The organism is Streptomyces sp. NBC_00076 (assembly GCF_045041235.1).
In the GTDB taxonomy this organism is placed as follows: Bacteria; Actinomycetota; Actinomycetes; order Streptomycetales; family Streptomycetaceae; genus Streptomyces.
The window spans coordinates 5,618,873-5,642,453 of the sequence record NZ_CP108242.1 but is presented as its reverse complement, the minus strand read 5'-3'; the positions used below and the strand labels follow the sequence as shown (position 1 = coordinate 5,642,453).

22 protein-coding genes are annotated in these 23,581 nt (G+C 71.3%); 6 read left to right on the top strand and 16 right to left on the bottom strand.

Going from position 1 to position 23,581, the window contains the following annotated elements:
• Nucleotides 1-192 precede the first annotated feature (192 nt).
• Nucleotides 193-843, top strand: coding sequence for a hypothetical protein (locus OHA64_RS25715; protein ID WP_405616942.1), 651 nt, complete (start codon nucleotides 193-195; stop codon nucleotides 841-843).
• Nucleotides 844-902: 59 nt separating this feature from the next.
• On the opposite strand, the gene OHA64_RS25710 is transcribed toward OHA64_RS25715, so the two are convergent.
• The 3 genes from OHA64_RS25710 to OHA64_RS25700 all read right to left on the bottom strand — a co-directional run bounded on the left by OHA64_RS25710 (nucleotide 903) and on the right by OHA64_RS25700 (nucleotide 3,278).
• Entirely contained in the window at nucleotides 903-1,196 is a 294-nt protein-coding gene (locus OHA64_RS25710) for a hypothetical protein (protein WP_405616940.1), read from the bottom strand.
• 176 nt (nucleotides 1,197-1,372) lie between these two features.
• Nucleotides 1,373-1,720 carry a hypothetical protein gene (locus OHA64_RS25705; protein ID WP_405616938.1) on the bottom strand — a complete coding sequence of 116 codons (348 nt, stop codon included), beginning with the start codon at nucleotides 1,718-1,720 and terminating at the stop codon, nucleotides 1,373-1,375.
• 274 nt (nucleotides 1,721-1,994) lie between these two features.
• A complete protein-coding gene (locus OHA64_RS25700) occupies nucleotides 1,995-3,278 on the bottom strand; it encodes an adenylosuccinate synthase (protein ID WP_405616936.1) in 1,284 nt (427 codons plus the stop codon).
• Nucleotides 3,279-3,470: 192 nt separating this feature from the next.
• On the opposite strand from OHA64_RS25700, the gene OHA64_RS25695 reads away from it, so the two are divergent.
• On the top strand, nucleotides 3,471-4,349 hold the full coding sequence (locus tag OHA64_RS25695; RefSeq protein ID WP_405616934.1) for a diacylglycerol kinase family protein: 879 nt from the start codon (nucleotides 3,471-3,473) through the stop codon (nucleotides 4,347-4,349).
• A 276-nt stretch (nucleotides 4,350-4,625) separates the two neighbouring features.
• Here the strand turns inward: OHA64_RS25695 and eutC are convergent, their stop codons facing one another.
• Nucleotides 4,626-5,378 carry an ethanolamine ammonia-lyase subunit EutC gene (gene eutC / locus OHA64_RS25690; protein WP_405616932.1) on the bottom strand — a complete coding sequence of 251 codons (753 nt, stop codon included), beginning with the start codon at nucleotides 5,376-5,378 and terminating at the stop codon, nucleotides 4,626-4,628.
• The gene (locus OHA64_RS25685) at nucleotides 5,375-6,775 is read right to left on the bottom strand and encodes an ethanolamine ammonia-lyase subunit EutB (protein WP_405616930.1); all 1,401 of its coding nucleotides are present in this window, start codon (nucleotides 6,773-6,775) and stop codon (nucleotides 5,375-5,377) included. The genes eutC and OHA64_RS25685 overlap by 4 nt, the downstream gene beginning before the upstream one ends.
• A gap of 162 nt (nucleotides 6,776-6,937) precedes the next feature.
• Here OHA64_RS25685 and OHA64_RS25680 point away from each other — a divergent pair, with 162 nt between their 5' ends.
• Nucleotides 6,938-8,449, top strand: a complete 1,512-nt coding sequence (locus tag OHA64_RS25680; protein WP_405616928.1) for an APC family permease — start codon at nucleotides 6,938-6,940, stop codon at nucleotides 8,447-8,449.
• 53 nt (nucleotides 8,450-8,502) lie between these two features.
• Here the strand turns inward: OHA64_RS25680 and OHA64_RS25675 are convergent, their stop codons facing one another.
• Nucleotides 8,503-9,000, bottom strand: coding sequence for a GbsR/MarR family transcriptional regulator (locus OHA64_RS25675; RefSeq protein WP_405616926.1), 498 nt, complete (start codon nucleotides 8,998-9,000; stop codon nucleotides 8,503-8,505).
• A 73-nt stretch (nucleotides 9,001-9,073) separates the two neighbouring features.
• On the opposite strand from OHA64_RS25675, the gene OHA64_RS25670 reads away from it, so the two are divergent.
• The 3 genes from OHA64_RS25670 to OHA64_RS25660 all read left to right on the top strand — a co-directional run bounded on the left by OHA64_RS25670 (nucleotide 9,074) and on the right by OHA64_RS25660 (nucleotide 12,052).
• On the top strand, nucleotides 9,074-10,030 hold the full coding sequence (locus tag OHA64_RS25670) for an ATP-binding cassette domain-containing protein (protein ID WP_405616924.1): 957 nt from the start codon (nucleotides 9,074-9,076) through the stop codon (nucleotides 10,028-10,030).
• A complete protein-coding gene (locus OHA64_RS25665; protein ID WP_405616922.1) occupies nucleotides 10,027-11,691 on the top strand; it encodes an ABC transporter permease in 1,665 nt (554 codons plus the stop codon). The genes OHA64_RS25670 and OHA64_RS25665 overlap by 4 nt, the downstream gene beginning before the upstream one ends.
• 100 nt (nucleotides 11,692-11,791) lie before the next feature.
• Nucleotides 11,792-12,052, top strand: a complete 261-nt coding sequence (locus tag OHA64_RS25660) for a hypothetical protein (protein ID WP_405616920.1) — start codon at nucleotides 11,792-11,794, stop codon at nucleotides 12,050-12,052.
• On the opposite strand, the gene OHA64_RS25655 is transcribed toward OHA64_RS25660, so the two are convergent.
• From OHA64_RS25655 to OHA64_RS25610, 10 genes are all read right to left on the bottom strand, one after another.
• Nucleotides 12,035-13,252 (bottom strand): cytochrome P450, encoded by a 1,218-nt coding sequence (locus OHA64_RS25655; RefSeq protein WP_405616918.1) that lies wholly within the window; start codon nucleotides 13,250-13,252, stop codon nucleotides 12,035-12,037. The two genes, OHA64_RS25660 and OHA64_RS25655, sit on opposite strands and share 18 nt — an antisense overlap.
• 86 nt (nucleotides 13,253-13,338) lie before the next feature.
• On the bottom strand, nucleotides 13,339-14,004 hold the full coding sequence (locus tag OHA64_RS25650) for a response regulator (RefSeq protein ID WP_405616916.1): 666 nt from the start codon (nucleotides 14,002-14,004) through the stop codon (nucleotides 13,339-13,341).
• Entirely contained in the window at nucleotides 14,001-15,350 is a 1,350-nt protein-coding gene (locus OHA64_RS25645; RefSeq protein ID WP_405616914.1) for a sensor histidine kinase, read from the bottom strand. Before OHA64_RS25645 ends, OHA64_RS25650 begins: the two co-directional genes overlap by 4 nt.
• Before the next feature lie 177 nt (nucleotides 15,351-15,527).
• A complete protein-coding gene (locus tag OHA64_RS25640; protein ID WP_405616912.1) occupies nucleotides 15,528-16,202 on the bottom strand; it encodes a response regulator in 675 nt (224 codons plus the stop codon).
• Nucleotides 16,199-17,626, bottom strand: a complete 1,428-nt coding sequence (locus OHA64_RS25635) for a sensor histidine kinase (protein WP_405624106.1) — start codon at nucleotides 17,624-17,626, stop codon at nucleotides 16,199-16,201. The genes OHA64_RS25640 and OHA64_RS25635 overlap by 4 nt, the downstream gene beginning before the upstream one ends.
• A 13-nt stretch (nucleotides 17,627-17,639) precedes the next feature.
• Nucleotides 17,640-18,857: an acyltransferase gene (locus tag OHA64_RS25630; protein ID WP_405616910.1), complete on the bottom strand. Its 1,218-nt coding sequence runs from the start codon at nucleotides 18,855-18,857 to the stop codon at nucleotides 17,640-17,642.
• Nucleotides 18,850-19,887, bottom strand: a complete 1,038-nt coding sequence (locus OHA64_RS25625) for an alpha/beta hydrolase (protein ID WP_405624104.1) — start codon at nucleotides 19,885-19,887, stop codon at nucleotides 18,850-18,852. The genes OHA64_RS25630 and OHA64_RS25625 overlap by 8 nt, the downstream gene beginning before the upstream one ends.
• A 416-nt stretch (nucleotides 19,888-20,303) precedes the next feature.
• Nucleotides 20,304-21,248 (bottom strand): alpha/beta hydrolase, encoded by a 945-nt coding sequence (locus OHA64_RS25620; RefSeq protein WP_405616908.1) that lies wholly within the window; start codon nucleotides 21,246-21,248, stop codon nucleotides 20,304-20,306.
• Between the two features lie 232 nt (nucleotides 21,249-21,480).
• Nucleotides 21,481-22,701 (bottom strand): kynureninase, encoded by a 1,221-nt coding sequence (gene kynU, locus OHA64_RS25615; RefSeq protein ID WP_405616906.1) that lies wholly within the window; start codon nucleotides 22,699-22,701, stop codon nucleotides 21,481-21,483.
• A complete protein-coding gene (locus OHA64_RS25610; protein ID WP_405616904.1) occupies nucleotides 22,694-23,533 on the bottom strand; it encodes a tryptophan 2,3-dioxygenase family protein in 840 nt (279 codons plus the stop codon). The genes kynU and OHA64_RS25610 overlap by 8 nt, the downstream gene beginning before the upstream one ends.
• Between the last annotated feature and the right edge of the window lie 48 nt (nucleotides 23,534-23,581).

The following is a 23,581-nucleotide window of genomic DNA, read 5'->3' as shown; positions in this document are numbered from 1 at the left end:
GAATTCGCCGACCCGCGCCGCCCCGGGGTGAGCCGGGCGGGTCCGGGTATGGAACGTGCACGAGCCGAGCGGGGCGGGGCTGGGCAGGCCTGGAACCGCGCGGAAGGAGCCGACCGTGCGCCGCACCGATTACCCTGCCTTGACCACCGTGCGACCACCACCGTTCGCCGCGAGTAACGAAGGAGCTGTCTTTTGGCCTGTGACCTGTGGCTGGTGCCGCTCGTCGACGTGTTGTGCCACACCCCGGACAACCCGTTCGCCGAGGAACTCGCGCAATACAACAAGGTGCTCGCCGAGGCCGGACTGCCGCCGGTGCCGGTGTACCAGTACATGCCGGGCCTGTCCGGCGACGTCGCCCCGGTGGCCGGGTTCGACTACGACGCCCTGCACTTCCTGCGCCGCGCCTACCTGCTCCAGGTCTGCGGGCTGCCGGTGACTCCGGTGGACGAACTGGGCGGTGACTACGAGCAGTTGCTGGAGATGTTCGAGACGACGGCCCAGCAGTCGCACCTGGTCTGGCACTACGACCACGCGGGCGCGTACGTCCCCGTCGACTTCCCGCACCCCCTCGCCAACGACGAACTCCTCGCGGCCGGCGGCCCGTTGGGCTCCGCCCAGACCCTGTTGCGGGAGCTGGAACTGGTGGCCCAGAGCATCGGCATCGACCCGGCCAACCCCCCGGCGGCGCCCGAACCGCCCGCCGCCCCCACGGAGTTGGAGGAGCCCGCGGTACCGGCTCCCTACGACCCCAGCCCCTTCGCCCGGGAGCGCCACGTCTGGCTCGGACTGCACGCGGCGGCGACGCGGAGCCTGGCACAGGGGTCGATGATCATCTTCAGCTGAAGGCTTCACTTCAGGTGAGGACTTCAGTCGAGGACTTCAGGTGAGGCTTCAGCCGAGGATCAGCGCCCCAGCTGGGAGAGGCCCTTCTGCACGTCCTCGAGGTTCATCACCGGGGTGTAGGTGATCTTGGCACCCAGGTTGAGGAAGAACGGTTCGCTGAGCACCGGCATCTGGAAGCTGTCCTGCATGTCGAAGACGAAGTACGCGGTGCGTTCGCCGTTGTCGGTGGTGAAGTAGGCCGACTCGGGCTTGATCTGTTCCACCGACTCCTGGATCAGTTTCCCCAGGGTGCCGTTGCGGATGGCCTCGTTCGCCTTCTCCGTGTCCATCTGCGCCTTGAGCAGTACGCGCATCACACTCACCTTCTTCTGGTCGGCACACGTTGATGCACGGTCCAAGGATATGCCTGTATGCGGCTTTTCTCCTTGGTAGTTACAGCGAATCGGGCCGGGTCGGCGCCCCTCGCGGCGACGCCACTCCGCCCGGTGGGCCGAGGCCCACCGGGCGGAGTGCGCGGGATGATCCGCCGTTACTGGATGGTCCAGCCCACGCTGCCGACGCCCGTGCTGTAGATCGCGCAGACGCCGGAGGACTCGCTGTACTGGCCCGGGGACAGCGTCACCCACTGGCCGGAGACGTCGGGGGCCCAGCCGCAGACGATCTCGGCACGGAAGGTGACGTTGTGGTCGGTGTTGTTCTGGCAGCCGGCGATGCCGTGGTCCGGGTTGTTGTTGTGCACCCAGCCCTCACAGTCGACGGTTCCCTGGGCTCCGGCCGACGCGGCCTGGGCCGGGACGGCCACGGCGCCGACGGTCAGGGCCAGCGCCGAGACCGTGGTGGCCAGGCCGGCGGTGAGGATGCTCTTCCTGCGGTTCACTGGTGCCCCCGTGAGGTTGCGGTGTGCGTTGCTGACCTCAGTGAAGGGCACGGGGACCGGCACGTGAACCTGAGACTTGTCAGGGTGGCCCGAGGTACCTGCGGTGAGGGGGTCGGGCGAGAAAATCGACATCCCGGCACCATTCAACTGCCTCCTCGACACCACGGGCTTCCAGGCACCAAGGACAGCTGACCTCACGTCGGCCCTACAAAGCACCAGTGCCCTGGCCGACGTCAGCGGCCAGGGCACAGGCGTGTTCGGAAGCCGTCGCGGCCTAGATGAACGAGTTGACCTCGATCGTCTCGTCCCGGCCCGGGCCCACGCCGATCGCGGAGATCGGGGCGCCGGACATGTCCTCCAGCGCCTTGACGTAGTTCTGGGCGTTCTTCGGCAGGTCGGAGAAGGACTTCGCCTTGGTGATGTCCTCGGACCAGCCCGGGAGGGTCTCGTATATCGGCTTCGCGTGGTGGAAGTCGCTCTGCGAGTACGGGAGTTCCTCGACGCGCTTGCCGTCGATCTCGTACGCCACGCAGACCGGGATCTGCTCCCAGCCGGTCAGGACGTCCAGCTTGGTGAGGAAGAAGTCCGTCAGGCCGTTCACGCGGGTGGCGTAGCGGGCGATCACCGCGTCGAACCAGCCGCAGCGGCGGTCACGGCCGGTGGTCACGCCCTTCTCGCCGCCGATGCGGCGCAGCGCCTCGCCGTCCTCGTCGAACAGCTCCGTCGGGAAGGGGCCCGCGCCGACGCGGGTCGTGTACGCCTTCAGGATGCCGATGACCCGGCTGATCTTCGTCGGGCCGACGCCGGCGCCCGTGCAGGCACCACCCGCGGTGGGGTTGCTGGAGGTGACGAAGGGGTACGTGCCGTGGTCGATGTCGAGGAGCGTGCCCTGGCCGCCCTCGAAGAGCACGACCTTGTCCTGCTCAAGGGCCTGGTTGAGCACCAGGACCGTGTCGGCGACGTACGGCGCGAGCTTCTCGGCGTACGTCAGCAGCTCCTCGACCACCTGGTCGACGGCGATCGCGCGCCGGTTGTAGAGCTTTGTGAGGATCTGGTTCTTGACGTCGAGAGCCGCCTCCACCTTCTGGGTGAGGATCGACTCGTCGTAGAGATCCTGTACGCGGATACCGACGCGGTTGATCTTGTCGGCGTAGGTCGGGCCGATACCCCGACCGGTGGTGCCGATCTTCCGCTTGCCGAGGAAGCGTTCCGTCACCTTGTCCACCGTCACGTTGTACGGCGTGATGATGTGCGCGTTTCCGCTGATGAGGAGCTTCGACGTGTCGACGCCGCGAGCGTTCAGTCCGTTCAGCTCGGAGAACAGGACCGACGGGTCGACGACGACTCCGTTACCGATGACCGGGGTGCACCCCGGCGAGAGGATTCCGGAAGGGAGGAGGTGGAGGGCGTACTTCTGATCGCCCACGACTACCGTGTGGCCGGCGTTGTTGCCGCCCTGGTAGCGCACCACATAGTCCACCGAGCCACCGAGCAGGTCGGTCGCCTTTCCCTTGCCTTCGTCACCCCACTGAGCACCGAGCAGCACAAGTGCGGGCACGCGCGTACACCCCTTCCGGGCGGGGCATGTCCAGGGTCAGGGGGTACGCGGCACGGTTGCCTCGTACACCGGCGACCTTCGTTGGCCGCAACCCGTCGGACCGGATGCCCCGGAATAGACGAAGCCCCTGGCGCAATAGCGCAAGGGGCTCTTGCACCAAGATGCTACCCGAGGAAGCGAGGCAGGACCGAGGTGGCGACTTTCGCGACGTCCGACCAGCTGCTGGTGGTCATCGATCCGGTCGCCCGGAGGATGGACGGAGAGTCCGTACGGATCGCGAAAGACGTGCTCAGCGCGGGTTCGGCGAGTATGAAGGTGTGTTTGCCGGAGGGGCCGGAGGAATTCGCCCGGGTGCTCACTCGGCGCGGATCGCGGCGGCCGGTGGTCATAGGGGACGACCTCTCGCTGATCCGGGCGGTGTCCCTTCTGCACCGGCGACGGGAGCTGACGGACTGCGCGCTGTCCGTGGTGCCGGTGGGCGGCGTGCTGTCACTGGCCCGCTCCCTGGGCCTGCCCACCGGAGCGGTGGCGGCGGCGCGGGCCGTGCTCGACGGGACCGAGCGGCGGCTGGACCTGCTGGTGGACGACAGCGACGGGGTGGTGCTGGGCGCGCTGCGCATACCGCCGGTGGTCTCGCACCAGGCCGCGGAGGCGGACACGGGGCTGGATGCGGCGGTGGCCGCGGGGGTGACCGCACGTCCCTGGCTGCGGACCTGCCAGTCGCTCGTACGCACCCTGGTACCGGTCCGGCCGCTGCGCCCCGCCCCTCTCGATCCCGGCCCCGGCCCCTCACGACTGCGCGTCGAGGTGGACGGCGAGATGCTCGTCGACCTCGACCAGCCGGTGGAGGCGGTCTCCGTGACCCCGGGCGGTTCCGGAGCCGCGGCGGTGGAGGTCCGTCCGGCGTCGGTCGGCGCGGAGGCGTCCCCCCTGCTGGCCCGGGGGCGCCGGGTGACCGTCTCGGGGGCGGATTTCCGGTACCGCGCGGACGCGACGGTCGCGGGTCCGGTACGGAGGCGGACGTGGACGGTGTGGGAGGGCGCGCTGGGGCTCACGTTGCCGGAGAGGTGACTGAGGCTCACGTTGCCGGAGAGGTGAGGCGCGGGCACCCAGGTGCCGTGCGACGCCCGGGCGACTGACGTGCAGGTTCGCGCCCGCGCCCTCGTCGAGGACCGGTGGCGGGGCCGTCCGGCTACCAGGGCCGGTGGCGGGGCCGTCCGGCCACGAGGGTGCCGGAGAGGTGAGGGGCGGGCAACCAAGTGCCGTGCGGCGCCCGGGCGACTGACGTAGAGGTTCGCGCCCGTGCCGTGTGGTGTCCTCCCGGTCGGCGTGCACGTACCGGTGTGACTACCCGGGCAGCGCGTCCGCCTCGTCCTTCAGGTCCACCCCGCTGCGCCCCAGCTCCCGCGCCCCGCGCAACAGGGCGGCCAGCTTCAGTGCCGCCGTCTCGTACGCCAGGCCCCTCGGGGGGCGGATGTTGGAGAGGCAGTTGCGGGCGGCGTCGGTCGTCTCGCCGGGCTTCGGGCCGTAGGTGAGGTACGCGCCCAGGGAGTCCGCCGCCGACATGCCGGGGCGTTCGCCGACCAGGACCACCACGGACGCGGCGCCCATGGCGTGCGCGACGTCGTCGCCGAGGGCCACGCGGGCCTGCTCGGCCAGGACGACCGGGGCCACCCCGGTGCCGGGCGGCAGCACGGCGGTCGTCGCCCGTACCACCGCCGCCGCGTGCTCGTGCACCGCCCGGCTCGACAGCCCGTCCGCGATCACGAACACCACGTCCCACGCCCCCGTCGGAAGATGCGCGCGGTCGGTCGGGTGCAGCCGGCGGCCCAGGTCGGGGCGCTGGAGGTAGGTCAGCCGGTCGGGGGCGGCACTGCGGACCCGTACCGTCGGCACACCGGCGAGCCCCGCGGCGATCAGGTCCGGGTCGAACGGCGAGTGCACGGCGTCGCGGGCCGCCGCGTGCGCGGCCTGGAGTTCCAGCCGGTGCCGGGTCGGCATTCCCGAGCCCGCCCGGCCGAGGCCGATGCGGGCCTGGGTGTGGCGGCGCAGGGCCGACCAGAGGGCCAGGTCGTCGGTGCGAGCGGGTGGTTGGGTCATGCCGCCAGTTCCCTTCCGATCGCCGTCAGCGGATGCGCCCCCGCCGTACCGGACACGTCCCGGATCGCTCCCCGTTCGTCCAGCAGCCCGATCGATTCCAGCCAGGCCTCGAACTCCGGTGCCGGGCGCAGGCCCAGCACCTCCCGCAGGTACAACGCGTCGTGGTACGAGGCCGACTGGTAGTTGAGCATGATGTCGTCGCCGCCCGGTGTGCAGATCACGAACGAGGCGCCCGCGACGCCCAGCATGGTCAGCATGGTCGCCACGTCGTCGTCATCGGCGTCCGCGTGGTTGGTGTAGCAGATGTCGAGGCCCATCGGCAGGCCGAGCAGCTTGCCGCAGAAGTGGTCCTCCAGGGCGGCGCGGAGGATCTGCCGGCCGTCGTAGAGGTACTCGGGGCCGATGAACCCGACGACCGTGTTGACCAGCAGCGGCTGATACCGCCGGGCGACGGCGTACGCCCTGGCCTCCACCGTCTGCTGGTCCACCCCGTGGTGCGCGTCCGCCGACAGGGCGCTGCCCTGCCCGGTCTCGAAGTACATGACGTTCTGGCCGACCGTGCCCCGCCCGAGCGAAAGGGCCGCCTCGTACGCCTCGTCGAGCAGCCCCAGCGTGACCCCGAAGGACGCGTTCGCCGCCTGTGTCCCCGCGATGGACTGGAAGACCAGGTCGACGGGGGCTCCGCGGGCCATGAGGTCCACGCTCGTCGTCACATGGCTCAGGACGCACGACTGGGTCGGGATGCCGTACCGGGTGATCACCCCGTCGAGCAGTTCCAGCAGGTCCCGTACGGCCTTCGGGCTGTCGGTCGCCGGGTTGATGCCGATCACCGCGTCGCCGGAACCCAGCAGCAGTCCGTCCAGCAACGCCGCCGCCACGCCCGCGGGGTCGTCGGTGGGGTGGTTCGGCTGGAGGCGGGTCGCGAGGCGCCCCGGCAGGCCGATGGTCGACCGGAACGCCGTCACCACGCTCACCTTGCGCGCCACGGCCACCAGATCCGCGTTCCCCATCAGCTTGGACACCGCGGCCGTCATCTCCGGCGTCAGCCCGGGCGCCAGCGCGGCCAGCGCCCGCGCGTCCGCCGCCTCCGACAGCAGCCACTCCCGCAGCTCCCCGACCGTCATCCCGGCCACCGGTGCGAAGGCGAAGGGGTCGTGGGTGTCGAGGATCAGCCGGGTCACCTCGTCGGTCTCGTACGGGACGACCGGCTCGGTGAGGAACGCCGTGAGCGGCACCTCGGCCAGCGCCCAGCGCGCGGCGACCCGCTCCCGCGCCGACGACGCGGCGAGGCCGGCCAGCCGGTCGCCGGAGCGCTCGGGGCTCGCGGCGGCGAGCAGCCGGGCGAGGGAGTCGAAGCGATGGCGCTCGCCGTTGAGGGTGGAGGTGTAGACGCTCATGGCGGTGACCGTACGAGCCGCGTGTTGCCGCCAGATTTCTAAAGGTCTGGTTGACAAACATTTAACGCGCCGACACCCTTGACCGACTCATTCGGGCCACAGAGTTCCACTCCATCGGCAGTGCGCGGAGCGCGATCAAGGCAACCAGGAAGGGGCCACCCGATGGCAGTACAGGAGGGCGTCGCCCCGGAGGCGGGCACCGCCGGCGAGGAAACCGTCCATCGCCTCAAACCCAACGCCATCGGCCTGCTCGGCGTGGTCTTCATGGCCGTCGCGACCGCAGCGCCGATCACCGCGATGACCGGGAACGTGCCCTTCATGGTGTCGTCCGGCAACGGCATCGGCGCCCCGGCGAGCTATCTCGTCGCAATGGTCGTCCTGGCAATCTTTTCCGTCGGTTTCACCTCGATGGCGAAGCACATCACCTCCACCGGAGCCTTCTACGGCTTCATCTCCTACGGCCTGGGCCGCACGGTCGGCCTCGCCTCCGGACTCCTCGCGACCTTCGCGTACGTCGTCTTCGAGCCCGCCCTCATCGGCATCTTCTCGACCTTCGCGACGACGACCCTCAAGGACCAGACGGGACTGCACATCCCGTGGTGGGTGTTCGCGATCCTGATGCTCGCCGTCAACGCGATGGGCACCTGGTTCGGCGTCTCGGTCGCCGAGAAGCTGCTCGTCGTGCTCCTGGCCACCGAGGTGACGATCCTCGCGGCGATGGCGGTCTCGGTCGCCCTGCACGGCGGCGGCCCGGACGGCTTCACTTTCGGCCCGGTCAACCCGGTCAACGCCTTCCAGGGCACGAGCGCCGGCCTCGGCCTGTTCTTCGCCTTCTGGTCGTGGGTCGGCTTCGAGTCGACCGCGATGTACGGCGAGGAGTCCCGCGACCCGAAGAAGATCATCCCCAAGGCCACCATGATCTCCGTCCTGGGCGTCGGTGTCTTCTACGTCTTCGTCTCCTGGATGGCCATCACCGGCAACGGCGAGAAGGAGGCCGTCGCCGCCGCCTCCTCCGCGAACCCCCTCGCGATGTTCTTCAACCCCACCGAACAGTACGTCGGCCACTGGGCGGTCGTCGTCATGCAGTGGCTGATGATCAGCGGCTCGCTGGCCTGCGGCATGGCCTTCCACAACTGCGCGGCCCGCTACATGTACGCGCTGGGCCGCGAGGGTGTCCTGCCGTCCCTGAAGAACACCATCGGCCGCACCCACGCCCGGCACGGCTCCCCGCACATCGCGGGCCTCGTCCAGACCATCGTGAGCGCCGTACTGATCGCGGCGTTCTGGATCGCGGGCAAGGACCCGTACGCGGGCCTGTACGTCCTTCTCGCCATCCTCGGCACCATGGCGATCCTGGTCGTCCAGGCCGTGTGCTCCTTCGCGGTGCTGGCGTACTTCCGCTCCCACCACCCCGAGAGCCGGCACTGGTTCAGGACGTTCACCGCCCCGCTCATCGGGGGCGTCGCGATGCTCGCGGTGGTGGTGCTGCTGGTGTCCAACATGGGTGTGGCGGCCGGCTCGGAGTCCGGCTCCCTGGTCCTGAAGGCGACTCCGTGGCTGGTCGCCCTGGTCGCCGCGACGGGAATCGGGTACGCGCAGTACCTGAAGCGGCGGGACCCCTCCCGGTACGCCCTGCTGGGGCGGACGGTTCTGGAGGAGACGAAGGAGCGTTAGGGCCGCGGCGGACACTGGGGAGCGCCGAAGGAGCATCAATGCCGCGGCAGGTGTCAGGAAGCGCCGAAGGTGCGGTCCCGGTGGGCGCGCCAGCGTTCCATCATGGCCGAGACCTCGCCGTCGAGGAACTCGAAGAAGGCGAGCGTCTCGGCCATCCGGCGGCCCGCGGGGGTCTGTGCGCCGAGGCTGGTGACGCCCTCGCGCAGGGCGCCCTCCCACCGCTTGAGGACCGCCTCACGGTTGGTCAGGGCCTCGTACCACTGGTCGCCGTGCACCCGGTAGCGCTCCCGGCGCGAGCCGGGCTCCCGCTCGCGCGACACCATGTGCGTCTGCGCCAGGTAGCGCACCGCCCCGGACACCGCGGCGGGGCTGATCTTCAGCTGTTCACCGAGCTCGGCGGAGGTCATCACGCCCTCGTCGGAGGCGAGCAGGGCGGCGAAGACCCGAGCGGCCATGCGCTGCATCCCCGCCTCGACGAGTTGCGCCGCGAACGACTCGACGAACCGCGACACGGCCTCCGTGTCCCGCCCGGCCCCGGCTGATTCCGTCATGCGTTCATCCTATGCGGGCTTTCTACGCTTCCTTAACTTCACAAATTTCTGAAGGAAGCGTACGTTCTGAAACATGACGAAGGCAATCAGCGTCTCCGGGCTGCACAAGTCGTTCGGCGGGACGCACGCTCTCGACGGCCTCGACCTGGACGTCGAGTCCGGCGAGGTCCACGGTTTCCTCGGCCCGAACGGGGCGGGCAAGTCCACCACCATCCGCGTCCTGCTCGGACTGCTGCGCGCCGACTCGGGCGCCGCGCAGATCCTCGGCCGCGACCCGTGGGCGGACGCGGTGGAGGTGCACCGCCGGATCGCGTACGTCCCCGGCGATGTGACGCTGTGGCGCAACCTCTCCGGCGGCGAGGTCATCGACCTCTACGGCAGGCTGCGCGGCGGCCTCGACGCCGGGCGCCGCGCCGAGCTGGTCGAGCGGTTCGAGCTGGACCCGACGAAGAAGGGCCGAACGTACTCGAAGGGCAACCGGCAGAAGGTCGCCCTGGTCGCCGCGTTCGCCTCGGACGTCGACCTGCTGATCCTGGACGAGCCGACCTCCGGTCTGGACCCGCTGATGGAGGAGGTCTTCCAGCGGTGCGTGGAGGAGGAACGGGACCGCGGCCGCACCATCCTGCTCTCCTCGCACATCCTGAGCGAGGTCGAGGAACTCTGCGACCGGGTGAGCATCATCCGCAGGGGACAGACCGTCGAGACCGGCTCGCTGGCCGAGCTGCGCCACCTCACCCGCACCAGCGTGACCGCCGAACTCGCGGGCACGCCCGACGGGTTGGCGGGGCTGCCGGGCGTCCACGACCTCGCCACCCAGTCGACGGAAGGGGGCAGGGGCTGCCGGGTCCGCCTCCAGGTGGACACCGACAAACTCGACGCCGTGCTGCGCTCGCTCAGCGAGTCCGGCGTGCGGTCGCTGACGTCGACACCGCCGACGCTGGAGGAGCTGTTCCTGCGTCACTACCAGGAGGACGTGGCCGCACAGGACGCGGTCGCTCAGGACGCGGTCGCTCAGGGGGTGGCGCGATGACCGCGACCGCCACCGGCGCACAACCCTCCGGCCCCCACCCCTCCGGGCCACAGTCCACCGACTCAGGGAGCACCCGCTCCCGGACCACCGGCTCACGCCAACTGGCCGGAACCGGCGCCCTGTTGCGTTTCGCGCTGCGTCGCGACCGCGCGATGATCCCGGTCTGGGTGGCGGTGAACGCGCTCATGGTCCTCTCCATGCCGAACACCCTGGAGGGCCTCTACGCCACCCCCGCCGAACGCGCCGACCTGCTCACGCAGATGTCGACCAACTCCTCGCTGCGCGCGATGATCGGCCCGGTCTTCGGCGACTCGATCGGTGCGCTGACCGCCTGGCGGGTCGGCGTGTACGCGGGTGCGCTGGCCGCCGTGACGAGCCTGCTCGTCGTCGTCCGGCACACCCGGGACGAGGAGGAGAGCGGCCGTCAGGAGCTGGTGGCCTCGGGCATGGTGGGCCGTCGGGCCTCCCTCACCGCGGCCCTGCTGGCGGCTGCGGTCGCCGACGCGCTGGTGGCACTGCTGGTCGCGGCGGGCCTGGCCGCCCACGGAACCACCGGCGCGCTGGCGCTCGGGATCGGGATCGCGGGCGTCGGCATGGTCTTCGCGACGATGGCGGCGATCGTCGCGCAGCTCACGGAGAGCGCTCGGCTCGCCCGCGGACTGACCGCGGCGGTCCTCGGCGCCGCCTTCGTGCTGCGCGCGGCGGGCGACTCGGCCACCGACGACGGCTCCTCGGTGCTGACCTGGCTGTCCCCCCTCGGCTGGCTGGAGAACCTACGGCCGTACGCGGACGAACGCTGGTGGGTACTGCTCCTGTTCGTGACGGCGGCCGCCGGACAGGCGACGGTGGCGTACGCGCTCGCCGGGCGGCGCGACGTCGGCATGAGCTTCCTGCCCACCCGGCCGGGACCGGCGGCCGGTCGCCTGGGTTCGGCGGCGGCGCTGGCCTGGCGGCTGCAGCGGGGCAGTGTGCTCGGCTGGAGCATCGGCTTCTTCCTCGCCGGCCTGGTCTACGGCGGCATGACGCAGGGCGCGGCCGACCTCGTCGGCGACAACGACAACGCCCGCGAGATCATCGAGCGGATGGGCGGACAGGCCGGCCTGACGGACGCCTTCCTGTCGGCGATGATCGGCATGCTCGGCCTGATCGCCGCGCTCTACGTCGTCGCCTCCGTTCTCCGACTGCACGGCGAGGAGACCTCCGGGCGCGCGGAACCGGTGCTGGCGAACGCGGTGGGGCGGCTGCGGTGGGCCGCCGGCCACCTGGTGATCGCCTTCGGCGGAGCCGTACTGATCATGCTGCTCGCCGGACTGGGCTTCGCCCTCGGCTACGGCAAGGACGCCGGGCCGGTCCTGGGCGCCTGCCTCGTGCAGGTGGCCGGTGTCTGGGTGGTCGGCGGTCTGGCGGTGCTGCTGCACGGAGTGGCGCCCCGGGCTGCGATGGCGGCCTGGGGTGTGGCCGGGGCGGTACTGCTGATCGGCTGGGTCGGTCCCGCGCTGGACGTTCCGCAAACGGTCCTGGACCTCTCCCCGTTCGGCCACCTCCCGAAGCTGCCGGGCGGGGAGATGGAGTGGGGCCCGGTACTGGTCCTTCTGCTGCTGGCGGCCGCTTTGACGGCGGCGGGACTGGCGGGACTTCGACGGCGCGACGTCACGACGTGAGGGGGAGGTGGGGGGGTGAGGGGGAGAGATCCGGGGATGCGTTCCTGCTGCGGTGGACTGACGTGCGAACCGGGCAGTGGCGGCATGCGTCCTCCTGGACATGAACCGGAATGCCGTGACGTGCGGTGGCTGTCTGTTGTCGATGGTGGGCGCGTTGGCGGCCACACTGTGGTGGCTCTCCTCCGCCCGCACCCGGATCCACCTGGGCAAAGGCTTTGAGAACGAGGGCATGGACTTGAGTGTCCTGTTCACCGAGCTCCCCCTGGTGTTCCTCACGGGAGCCGTCCTGCCCGCCCTCGTCTACGCCCTGTTCACACGGGCGCTGGTCGGCAGACGGGACGTCTCAGACGATCACCGGTAGTCCCTCCAGCCCCCGGATCACGAAGTTCGGCTTCCGCGACGGCTCCGCCGCCAGACTCAGCGTGGGGGCCTTCTCCAGGAGTGCCGTCATGGAGGCCGCGAGCTCGATACGGGCCAGGGGCGCGCCGATGCAGTAGTGGATGCCCGCGCTGAAGGAGATGTGCGGGTTGTCCTCCCGGGTCAGATCGAGCCGCTCGGGGTCCCGGAAGACCGCCGGGTCGTGGTTGGCGGACCCGAAGAGCATGGCGATCTCGGCGCCCCGGGGGATCACCGTGCCGTCGATCTCGATGTCGTCCAGCACCCAGCGTTCGAAGAGCTGGAGCGGGGTGTCGTAACGCATCAGCTCCTCCACGGCGGACGGCACCAGGGAGTGGTCGGCGCGGAGGGCGGCGAGCTGGTCGGGGTTGCGGAACAGGGCCCACCAGCCGTTCACCGTGGCGTTGACCGTCGCCTCGTGGCCGGCGTTCAGAAGCAGCACGGCGGTGGAGATCATCTCCTGCTCGGTGAGACGGTCGCCCTCGTCGTGCGCCGCGATCAGGCCCGAGATGAGGTCGTCGCCGGGCTCCTTGCGGCGGGCGGCGATCAGTTCCCGGAGGTAGTCCGAGAACTCGACGGACGCCCTGACCGCCCTTTCCGCCGTCTCCTGCGACGGGTTCAGCTCGTACATCCCGCAGATGTCCGCCGACCAGGGCCGCAGCGGCGCCCGGTCCGCCTCCGGGATCCCCAGCATCTCCGCGATCACCGCGACCGGCAGCGGCTCCGCCACATCCGTCAGCAGGTCACCGCCGCCCGCCTCCACCAGCGCGGACACCAACTCACCGGCCAGACCGTGCACATACGGCCGCAGCCGCTCCACCGTGCGCGGGGTGAACGCCTTCGACACCAGACGCCGGATCCGGGTGTGGTCCGGCGGCTCCAGGTCGAGCATTCCGTGGTCGTTGAGCGTGTGGAACGGCTCGTGCTCCGGAGGCGGCGCCGTCCGCCCGAAGTCCTCGTGCGTGAACCGGTGCTGATACGTCCGCCCCAGCCGACGGTCCCGCAACAACGCCGAGACGTCCGCGTGGTGCGACACCAGCCACTGGTCGGTGGGCTCGTACCGCAGCACGCGGCCACGCTCACGCAGCTCGGCGTACGCCGGGTACGGGTGGGCGACGAACGCCGGGTCCCAGGGGTCGAACGCGAGGTCAGAAACAGCTGCCATGCCCGGACGCTAGCCCGCCGCCCCACCGTCTGACCAGGGGTGTCCCCGTGGCGGCGGGGCCGGGTCCCACCGGCGGCGCGGCCTCGTCAGCCCGGCGTGACCAGCCTGGCCTCGTACGCGAACACCGCCGCCTGGGTGCGGTCCCGCAGGCCCAGCTTCACCAGGATCCGGCTCACATGCGTCTTGATCGTCGAGTCGGCGACCACCAGCCGTTCGGCTATCTCCGAGTTCGACAGGCCCTGCGCGATCAGCACCAGCACCTCCGTCTCCCGTTCGGTCAGGTCCCCGTAGGACGCCTGCGCGGAGGGCGCGAGGCGCTGGGCGGTGGACAGCTTGGAGAACTCGGTGATCAGCCGCCTGGTCACCGAGGGCGCCAGCAGGGCCTCCCCGGACGCCACCACCCGTACCCCATCGGCGAGTTGACGGGCCGAGGCGTCCTTGAGGAGGAAGCCGGAGGCTCCCGCCCTGAGCGCCTGGTACACGTACTCGTCCAGGTCGAAGGTGGTCAGCACCAGCACCTTCGACGCGCCGTCCGCGGCGACGATCTCCCGGGTGGCCTCGATGCCGTTCAGCTCGGGCATGCGGATGTCCATCAGCACCACGTCCGGGGCGAGTTCACGGACCCGGTCAACCGCCTCCCGTCCATTGACCGCCTCGCCGACGACCTCGATGTCCGGCATCGCGTTCAGCAGAACCGAGAAGCCCTCGCGCACCATCATCTGATCGTCCGCGATCAGGACCCGGATGGTCATACGTCACCCTCGCTCACCGCGGTCACCGGCAGGAACACCGCGACCTCATAGCCCCCGTCCTCCACCGGGCCCGCCGTCATCTCGCCGTTCAGCATGGAGACCCGCTCCCGCATACCGGTGATGCCGTGCCCCGCTCCGGGAGAAGGCTTCACCAGGGAAGGCTCGGGCGGCGGGCCGTTGACTATCCGCAGCCCCAGCCCACCCAGGACGTACCCGATCTCCACCCTGGCGCCGGCCCCCGGCGCGTGCCGCAAGCTGTTGCTCAGCGCCTCCTGCACGATCCGGTAAGCCGACAGCTCCACGCCCTGCGGCAGCTCGCGCACCGCTCCGGTCACCGTCTTGTCGACGCTGAGGCCCGTGTCCCGCACATTGGCGAGCAGCGCGTCCAGGTCGGCGAGGGTGGGTTGCGGGGCATCCGGGGCCTCGTAGTCCTCGGCGCGGACCACGCCCAGGACCCGACGTAGTTCGGTGAGGGCCGCCACCGCGTTCTCCCTGATCGTGGCGAAGGCGCGCTCCAGCTCCGGTGGCGGGTTCTCCACCCGGTAGGGGGCGGCCTCCGCCTGGATGGCGACGACGGACATGTGGTGCGCGACCACGTCGTGCAGTTCGCGGGCGATCGTCGTGCGCTCCTCCAGCAGGGTGCGGCGGGAACGCTCGTGCTCGGTCACCGTCTGCTGGGCCGTCACCTCCTTCTCGGCCGTCCGCCGTACATGCCAGACGGCGACGACGAGCAGGAGCAGAGCGGAGACGACCAGCATGGGCCCGGTGTTCGAGGAGTAGTGGCCCGCACCGAGGATGGACTCCGACCCTATGCCGTAGACCCCGCTCATGATCCACATCCAGGCCGCCGTGCGGGGCCCGGTCCGGACGGCCGCGACCGTCAGGACGACCAGGTGGGAGGCGAAGCTGCCGGTCGGCCACGGCCAGTCGTCGTAGCTGTTGCCCAGCACCGCGATGAACGGGGTGGCCGCCATCGAGATCCAGAACGCGCCGGTCGGACGCAGCAGCACCAGCAGAACCGGGAACAGGGCCATCAGCGCGGTCAGCCAACCGAGGCCTCCGCTGCCGTCGGCCGCGGAGGCGGACGCGGCGATGATCGCCACCAGCAGTCCGGCGAACGCCACCACGGCGTGCGGGGTCCAGGCCGCCCAGTCCCGCAGTCGGCCCGGCAGCCGCCTGGTCACAGGGCCGTCGACGCGCATCCGGGGCAGCGGGTCATAGGCGAAGGCGTCGGTGAACAGTTCCTGTCGCAGGCCGCGCAGGGCGTCCGCGGCCAGCCGGTACTCAGGGCTGCGCGCTCTGGTTCCGCCCTGCGGCGTGGAGTGCGTCTGGGTCGTCTCGGTCACATACAGAACGGTAGGTGGAGGACAAGGCCGCGGTCGTCACCAGTGAGAGGGGTCCTTCGGCATCCCTCTCAGGTACTACGGATACCGGCGGCCCCGCCGGTACGGATACCGGCGACTCCGGGCCGCAGGAGCGAGGCGCCTTCCGCCAGGGCCAGTTCGGTGGTCGGCGCAGGTCATTCAGTACCCGGCCGGACGCACCAGTCCCGACTCGTACGCGAACACCGCCGCCTGGGTGCGGTCGCGCAGGCCCAGCTTCACCAGGATGCGGCCCACGTGCGTCTTCACCGTCTGCTCGGCGACGACGAGACGCTCGGCGATCTCCGCGTTCGACAGGCCCTGCGCGATCAGCGCCAGCACCTCCGTCTCCCGTTCGGTCAGACCGCCGACACGTTCCTTGAGCGGGGTGCGAGGACGGTCGCCCAGGCGGGAGAACTCGGCGATCAGCCGCCGGGTGATGCCCGGCGCGAGCAGCGCGTCGCCGGCCGCCACCACCCGCACCGCCTCGGCGAGCTGGTCCGCGGACGCGTCCTTCAGCAGGAACCCGGACGCCCCGGCTCTGAGCGCCTCGTACACGTACTCGTCGAGGTCGAAGGTGGTGAGCACCAGCACCTTGATGTCGGGCCGTTCGTCGGTGATCCGGCGGGTGGCCTCGATGCCGCCGAGTTCCGGCATGCGGATGTCCATGAGGACGACGTCCGGGACGAGTTCGGCGACCTGGGCGATCGCGTCCAGACCGTCCACCGCCTGGCCGATCACCTCGATGTCGGGCTGGGTGTTGAGCAGCACCGTGAAGCCCTGCCGGACCATCTGCTGGTCGTCGGCGATCAGTACGCGGATGGTGCCGCTCGTCATGCGGTGTCGCCCTTCGGATCGGTGGCCGGGTCCACGTACACGACGTGGCCCTGTGTGTCGCCGGTCAAGGCACCCGTCGCGTCGGGCGTCCGACGAGCGTAGGTCAGGCCGTCGGCGAGGACGGCCACCGGGATGAACGCGGACACCGTGTAACCGCCGTCGTTCTCGTTGGGGTGCGCGAACACGGCACCGCCGAGCATGACGGCCCGCTCCCGCATGCCGAGCAGCCCGTGCCCGGTACCCGGCGACGGCGGCGCGGGCCTCGTGGGCCGCGAGTTGACCACGCTCACGGCCACGCCGTTCGCTCCGTAGTCGAGTTGGACGCGGGCGGTCGCGCCGGGCGCGTGGCGCAGTACGTTGCTCAGCGCCTCCTGAACGATCCGGTACACCGACAACTCCACGCCGGGCGGCAGGGATCGCCGTTTGCCGATGACCTTCAGGGTCACGGTCAGACCGGCGGCCCGGGTGTTCTCCACGAGCGCGGGCAGCCGGTCGAGGGTGGGCTGCGGGGCGTGCGGGGCGGCGCCGGTGCCGGCCTGGTCGGGCAAGGCCGGCCGGTCGGGGTGCTCCGCGCGCAGCACACCCAGGACCCGGCGCAGCTCGGTCAGCGCCTCCAGAGCGTTCTGCCGGATGCCGGCGAGGTTCTCCTTGAGTTCGTCCGGCGGGTTCTCGACGAGGTGCGGGGCGACCTGCGCCTGGATCGAGATGACCGACATGTGGTGGGCCACCACGTCGTGCAGTTCGCGAGCGATACGGTTGCGCTCCTCCAGCAGTGTGCGCCGCGCCCGTTCCTCGGCGGTCATCGTGGTCTGCCGGCCGAGTTCCGCGCGTGCCTCGCGGCGGCCCCGCAGGGCGATGCCGAGAACCACGACGACCACGGACAGACAGACCGCGACCACCCCCGTGGAGGAGTGGGTCGGGGCGCCCCACATGCCCTGGAGGACGTAGGTGACCAGTGTGGTCAGCGCCAGCGCCTCGGCGGACACCCGGGTGCGCACCCGCAGCGAGAGCAGCAGCAGCACGAACAGGTGCGCGACGATCCCGGCCCCGGTCCAGGGCCAGGTGAAGTGCTCCCCCGCCTGCGCGCCCAGCCGGCTGTGCACCGCGACGGCTCCCGTCACGGTGGCCGCGATCGACAGCCACCACGCCGGGATGGGCCGCCACAGCGCGAATGCCGTCGCGACGCCCTGCCCGGCGCCGATCAGGACGGCGACCCCCGAGCCCAGCTGTCCGTTGTCCTGGAGCTGGGCCATGTCACCGAGCCCGATGCCGAACGCGGCCAGGCACACCACACCATGCGGCAGCCAACGCAGCCATACGGACGGGGGCAGAGGATTCGCCCGGACCGTCCACAGGTCCTGGCGCAGCACCCGCAGCCAGCGCAAGACACGGCTCACGATCACGTGCTGGGCCCCCGTTTTCATCACGTCGGCAACCCTAGGCACCGCGTGCCGCCTTCGCTGCCCTGGAGTGGGGGCCTCGGTGGACGCGGACGACTCGGGAGCGGCGGCCGGAAGTGCGTCGGGGCCCCTGTTCGTGGGAGCGAAAGGCCGCCCAGCAGACGGCCAGCGCCAGGGTGAGGACCGGGAGCCAGGCCAGGCGGGCCGCCACCCAGTCCAGCCCGTCGGGGACGGTGTGCAGGCCGGGCAAGTGGCCCGCCAGGAGTCCGGTGGCCGTGGTGGCCATCAGGGCCGTCTGATGCCAGAGGAAGATCGTCATCGCGGAGAGGTTGACCAACGCCACCGCCCCCCAGACCAGCGGGCGTCGCGTCGTCCGGCGCAGCCGGTCCCGCAGGAGCAGGGCCAGGCCGCACTGAGCGAGCCCGAAGGTGACCACGGCCAGCGTCGGCGGGTTCAGGTTGGAGACCCCGGCGCCGGGGACGCCGACCATCGACGCCGGGTAGCCGGCGAACGCGACCAGCAGTGCCGTCGTCACCGCGCCGCCCGTCAGCAGCAGCACGCCCGCGCGGCGACCGTCCAACTCGCCCCGCGTCCAGGCCGCGCCCAGGGTGTAGGGCACCAGCCAGCCCGCCGCCACGTTCACCCAGCCGAGCCAGGACGGGCCGCCCAGACCGAAGCGCAGAAGGTCCACATGGAGAACGACGGCCAGCGGCCAGAGAGGGTTGAGTCGGAGCAGGAGCGGGGTCGCCGCCGTCAGGACGGCGAAGACCAACAGGAACCACAAGGGGGACAGCGCCAGCTTGACCAGCGTGCGCACCGTCGCGAACTCGGCGCCCGTCAGCAGGAGGGTCGTCGCCGTCACCGTCCACAGGGTGAGGACGGCCGCCACCGGTCTGAACAGCCGGGACAGCCGGGCCGCCAGCCACCCTCGGTAGGTCGTGCCGCGGGCGCGGGCCGAGGTGTAGCCGCGGGTCGCCACATGACCGCCCACCAGGAAGAACACGGCGAGTGTCTGGAAGGCCCAGGAGATCGGGGCCAGCCAGGGCATGTGCTGGAGCGGGCTCGCGGTGCGCAGTCGACCGCCGTCGGCGACCAGGGCGGTCACCAGCCAGTGGCCGAGGACCACGCCGAGGATCGCGAGGGCACGCAGCGCGTCGACCGCGCGGTCCCGCTCGGCTGGGGTGGCGGCGTCGACTCGGTCGGCGCCCTGTCGTATGCCCGCCCACACGCGGTGCGGGGTCTTCGTCTCACGCACGGGTGACCTCCGAGGTCTCGCCTAGGACGATCCGGGCCAGGTTGGTCAGCGAGACCGAGCCCGGTGCGAAGTAGTCGCTGTGGCCGCCGTCGCCGGCGGCGAAGACCCGGGCCCCGAAGGTCGGGGATATCGGGTCGGTGCCGAAGCCGACGGTCGTGCCGAACAGGTCGGCCTTGACGTGCGGCACCTCGCCCACCCAGTCGTCGGAACCGCGGGCCGCCCACACGCGGGCCCGGGTGTGCAGGGCGGTGGCGGTGTCGGCGCCGGTGCCGGGGCTTCCGACCAGGGCGATGTCGTCCACGTCCAGGCCGGCGGCGGCACGCCCGCAGACGACCGAGCCGTACGAGTGGCACAGCAGGGAGAGCCGGGCCTTCTCGCCGACGATGCCGCGCAGTTGCCGTATGAACTCCCGCAGCGGCGGGGCGGCCTGCTCGGCACGACCGCTGGTGGCGACGGTGGCGCTGATGGTGGCCGGCGTCTCGTAGCCGAGCCAGGCCACGACCGCGGTGCGGAGGTTGGGATCGGAGTGGGTGTCGACGCTCGCGCCGGCCCCTGCCCCTCCGGTCCCGGCTCCGGTAGCCGTGATCTTCCCGCCCCGCCGGTTCAGTTCCGTCCACAGGTGGGTCGCCGTCGCGCGGAAGCGGTCGTATGTGTCGAGTGAGGTGTCGGAGCCGGGGACCAGGACGGCGACACGGTCGGCGTGGGCCAGGTCACCGAGGACCTCCGCCGTACGACCGGAGCCACGGCCGTCGAAGATGAGGAAATGACGGGAGGGCGCGGCCATCGCACGGTCCGTCGCCGCACGCGCCCGGTCACCGTGCGCGTCGGCCATCCGGGACGCCTCCTCGGCGTTGGCCCGGTTCGCCGCGTACGCCTCGTCCAGCGTGGCCGCCGTCACCGGGGCCAGGACGACGGGGGCCGGCGCGGGGATCTCCGGTCGGGCGGCGGCGGAGAGGGGAACCACGACGGCCGCGGTGACGAGAACGGCGAGAAGACCACGACGCCACCTCTGCGCACGGCGCCACCTCAGCGCACGACGCCACCTCTGCGCGCGGCGCCCGCCAGGAACACGACGCCCGCCAAGTCCGCGGCGCGGCCCGCCGCTTCGTGCTCCCTGGCGCGGCCCGTCACTTCCAGCGCCCCTGCGCTGCTCGCCCCCGGCCGGTCCCTCCCCCGCTCTGCCTCCGCCCCCGTCTGCTGCCCCTGCCCATGCCCGTACCCCTGCCCCCGCCTCAAGCCCCACCGTCGGCTTCCTTCCATCCCGCCCGGTCACCGGGCTTGTATGGAAGGGAAGTTACGGATCCGTGCTCGTCGTCCGCGTCACGCCAGGGAGCTCACCTGCGCTGTAGCTCTCAAGTACTACGGGTACGACCGGGGCGGGTCGGGGACAGCGGGAACCTCACGGCCTCGATCGTGCCGAAGGGCCGGCCACGGGCGCCGTACAGGTCACCACGCCAACTGCGCGATCTCCTCCCCCACCACCGCGCACGCGTCGGCCACCGGGTCGATCAGCGGGAAGTGGCCGACGTCCTCCAGGAGCGTTACGCCCACCACCTCGCCCGCCTTCGCCGCCGCGTCCGCGTACGCCTCGGCGACCGCCTCCGGGACGACCCCGTCCGCGCGGCCCTGGACGATGGTCGTCGCGATGCCCGTCGGGAGCAGGAGCGCCGGGTCGGCGTAGGGCCGGCGTTCGGTGAACCCCTCGTCGCCGCCCAGCAGTTGACGGCAGGCGCCACCGCACACGTCCAGCTTCTCCGCGACCGCGAAGTCCGCGATCGGGGCGAGGGCGACCACGCCCCGCAGCGGGGACGGCCGGTCGATGCGCCACGGGGCGTCGGCGGGCAGCAGATGCCTGGCCGCCACCCACAGGGCGAGGTGGCCGCCCGCGGAGTGGCCGGTGACCACCATGCGGCGCGGGTCGGCCTGCGGGAGGGACGAACGGGTGAGGGCGGGCAGCGCGTCCAGCGCGGCGGCGACATCGTCGAAGGTGTCCGGCCAGCGTCCCGCGACCGGCCCGGACCCGCCCCCACTGACACCGCCGCTCGGGCTCTCACCCGCACCGCCGCCCTGCTGCTCCTCACCCGCACCCCCGCGCCGGTACTCCACGCTCGCCACCCCGAAGCCCCGACGCGCCAGGTAGCCCGCGAACGGGGAGATGTGGCGGCGGTCGTACGGTGCCCGCCAGGCGCCTCCGTGCAGCACGACGACCAGCGGCGCGGGACCGCCCGGGCCCACCCCCTCGTGCGGGGCGTAGAAGTCGATCACCTGGTCGGGGTGATCGCCGTACGCGGCGGTGGTGTCGGGGTCGACCGCCGGGTGCGAGAAGGCCGACTCCTCTTCGGCAGCGGCACGGGCAGCTACTCCATCGCGAGCTGCGGCGTCGTCCGGCATGCTCCAACCTCTCAGCGGCGTAACGGATTTGACGGACCGGGCAAGATCCCCAGGAGGGATTTCGGCCGTTGGCGGGGACGGTATCAGGCCCATGACGTGCACGGACCAGGGGATGTCACGCTCGGTGAGCCGAACAGCGCTTCGACCGGCCCCACCTCGCGCACCACCCCCGTCACCGTCAGCCCGCTACCCGACCACCCCGTCAGCCCGCTACCCGACCACCCCGTCACCGTCAGCCGCCCCCACCCCGCAGGATCCCCGCAAGCACCCCCGCCGCCCGTTCCACATCCGCGAATCCGACGTACAACGGTGTGAACCCGAAGCGCAGGACGTCCGGGTGCCGGAAGTCTCCGACGACGCCCTGCTCGATCAGCCGCTCCATGACCTGGCCGGCATCCGCGCAGCGCAGCGCGACCTGGCTGCCCCGCTCCGCGTGGGGTACCGGCGTCAGCGACTCCACGCGGCCGGCCGGAACGTACTGGGCCACGCACTCCAGGAAGAGGTCCGTCAGCGCGAGGGACTTGGTGCGGACGCTCTCGATCGAGACGCCGTCCCACACCTCCAGGGCCGCCTCCAGGGCGAGCATGGAGAGGATGTCGGGCGTGCCGACGCGACCGCGCGGGGCGCCGGCGGCCGGGGTGTAGTCCGGCCGCATGCCGAAGGGGTCGGCGTGCGAGTTCCAGCCGGGCAGCGGGGAGTCGAAACGGTCCTGCAGTTCGTCGCGCACGTACAGGTACGCCGGTGAACCGGGGCCGCCGTTCAGGTACTTGTAGGTGCAGCCGACCGCCAGGTCGACGCCGTGCTCGTCGAGCCCGACCGGGAGGGCGCCCGCGCTGTGGCACAGGTCCCAGACGGCGATCGCGCCCGCCGCGTGCACGGCGGCCGTCAGACCGGGCAGGTCGTGCAGCCGGCCGGTGCGGTAGTCGACGTGGTTCAGCAGCACGGCGGCGGTCCGGTCGCCCAGCGCCCCGGGGACCTCCGCCGGCGTCACCGGGCGCAGGGCGCAGCCCGTCATCCGGGCCGCCGATCCTGCGATGTACCCGTCGGTGGGGAACGTCGTCGCGTCGACGACGATCTCGTCGCGTGCCTCACCTCCGGCGAGCCGCGCCAGCCGTACCGCGCCCACAAGTGCCTTGAAAACGTTGACACTTGTGGAGTCGCCCACCACGATCTGCCCGGTCGCCGCGCCGATCAGCGGGGCGATCCGGTCGCCGATCCGCTCGGGCGCGGTCCACCAGCCGCTCTCCTCCCAGGAACGGATGCGCAGCTCGCCCCACTGGCGCCGTACGACATCCTCGACGCGCCCGGGGACGGCAGCCGGCAGCGCGCCGAGCGAGTTCCCGTCCAGGTACACGGCCTCGTCCAGGACGAACCGCGCACGCACTCCCGCCAGCTCGTCACCGGCGTCCAACTCGCGTGCCTTGAAAGCGAGTTCAGATGCTGTTTCAGACATGGGAGCGCGCCGTCCACAGCTCCGGGAAGACGTTCTTCCGGGCGCGCTTCTCCAGCCAGGCGACCCCGGCGGAGCCGCCCGTGCCGGCCTTGGAGCCCATCGCGCGGCGGGTGGCGACCAGGTGGTCGTTGCGCCAGCGCCACACCAGTTCGGCCACGTCGGTCAACGCCTCGCCGAGGCGGGCGAGTTCGTCGCTCTCGTCGCCGGAGTACAGGGCCGTCCAGACGGCCTCGACCTCGTCGGACGGCTCGTACCGCCGCGAGACGTCACGTTCCAGTACCGCCCCCGGCACGGCATGCCCGCGCCGGGCCAGCAGCCGCAGGACCTCGTCGTACAGGCTCGGCTCGTGCAGCGCCTTCTCCAGCTCCGCGTGCACACGCGGCGCGCCCCGGTGCGGGACCAGCATGGAGGCGGACTTGTCGCCGAGCAGGAACTCCATCCGGCGGTACATCGCGGACTGGAAGCCGGAGCCCTCGCCCAGCGCGCTGCGGTACGCGTTGAACTGGGCCGGGGTGAGCTGTCCGAGCGGCCTCCAGGAGGCGTTCAGCGCCTCCAGCTCCCGTACGGAACGCTTCAGCGCGGCGACCGCCACGGGAACGTCGTCCTCGCGCAGGGCGCGCGCCGCGGTCTCCCACTCGTGGACGATGACGGTGAACCACAGCTCCATCACCTGAGTGGTGACCAGGAAGACCATCTCTCCGGGATCGTCGGAGAGGGGGTGCTGGAGGTGGGTGAGCACGTCCGCCTGTACGTAGTCCTCGTACGGGGTCGTGCCGTGGAAGTCGAGATGCGGGGTCTCGGGCTCCTGCGTTTCGTGAGCCTCGTGGGACATCGCTGTCTCCTGATGTGTACTCCGGGTAGCGGTCCGCCCCTGCCGTTA

Excerpts from the sequence above, each read along its gene's own strand:
- OHA64_RS25660 (WP_405616920.1), top strand. The coding sequence starts at position 11,792 with ATGAACCGGAATGCCGTGACGTGCGGTGGCTGTCTGTTGTCGATGGTG.
- OHA64_RS25610 (WP_405616904.1), bottom strand. The coding sequence starts at position 23,533 with ATGTCCCACGAGGCTCACGAAACGCAGGAGCCCGAGACCCCGCATCTC.
- OHA64_RS25670 (WP_405616924.1), top strand. The coding sequence starts at position 9,074 with ATGACGAAGGCAATCAGCGTCTCCGGGCTGCACAAGTCGTTCGGCGGG.
- OHA64_RS25675 (WP_405616926.1), bottom strand. The coding sequence starts at position 9,000 with ATGACGGAATCAGCCGGGGCCGGGCGGGACACGGAGGCCGTGTCGCGG.
- OHA64_RS25665 (WP_405616922.1), top strand. The coding sequence starts at position 10,027 with ATGACCGCGACCGCCACCGGCGCACAACCCTCCGGCCCCCACCCCTCC.
- OHA64_RS25655 (WP_405616918.1), bottom strand. The coding sequence starts at position 13,252 with ATGGCAGCTGTTTCTGACCTCGCGTTCGACCCCTGGGACCCGGCGTTC.
- OHA64_RS25685 (WP_405616930.1), bottom strand. The coding sequence starts at position 6,775 with ATGAGCGTCTACACCTCCACCCTCAACGGCGAGCGCCATCGCTTCGAC.
- OHA64_RS25710 (WP_405616940.1), bottom strand. The coding sequence starts at position 1,196 with ATGCGCGTACTGCTCAAGGCGCAGATGGACACGGAGAAGGCGAACGAG.
- OHA64_RS25680 (WP_405616928.1), top strand. The coding sequence starts at position 6,938 with ATGGCAGTACAGGAGGGCGTCGCCCCGGAGGCGGGCACCGCCGGCGAG.
- OHA64_RS25650 (WP_405616916.1), bottom strand. The coding sequence starts at position 14,004 with ATGACCATCCGGGTCCTGATCGCGGACGATCAGATGATGGTGCGCGAG.
- OHA64_RS25640 (WP_405616912.1), bottom strand. The coding sequence starts at position 16,202 with ATGACGAGCGGCACCATCCGCGTACTGATCGCCGACGACCAGCAGATG.
- OHA64_RS25635 (WP_405624106.1), bottom strand. The coding sequence starts at position 17,626 with ATGAAAACGGGGGCCCAGCACGTGATCGTGAGCCGTGTCTTGCGCTGG.
- kynU (WP_405616906.1), bottom strand. The coding sequence starts at position 22,701 with ATGTCTGAAACAGCATCTGAACTCGCTTTCAAGGCACGCGAGTTGGAC.
- OHA64_RS25620 (WP_405616908.1), bottom strand. The coding sequence starts at position 21,248 with ATGCCGGACGACGCCGCAGCTCGCGATGGAGTAGCTGCCCGTGCCGCT.
- eutC (WP_405616932.1), bottom strand. The coding sequence starts at position 5,378 with ATGACCCAACCACCCGCTCGCACCGACGACCTGGCCCTCTGGTCGGCC.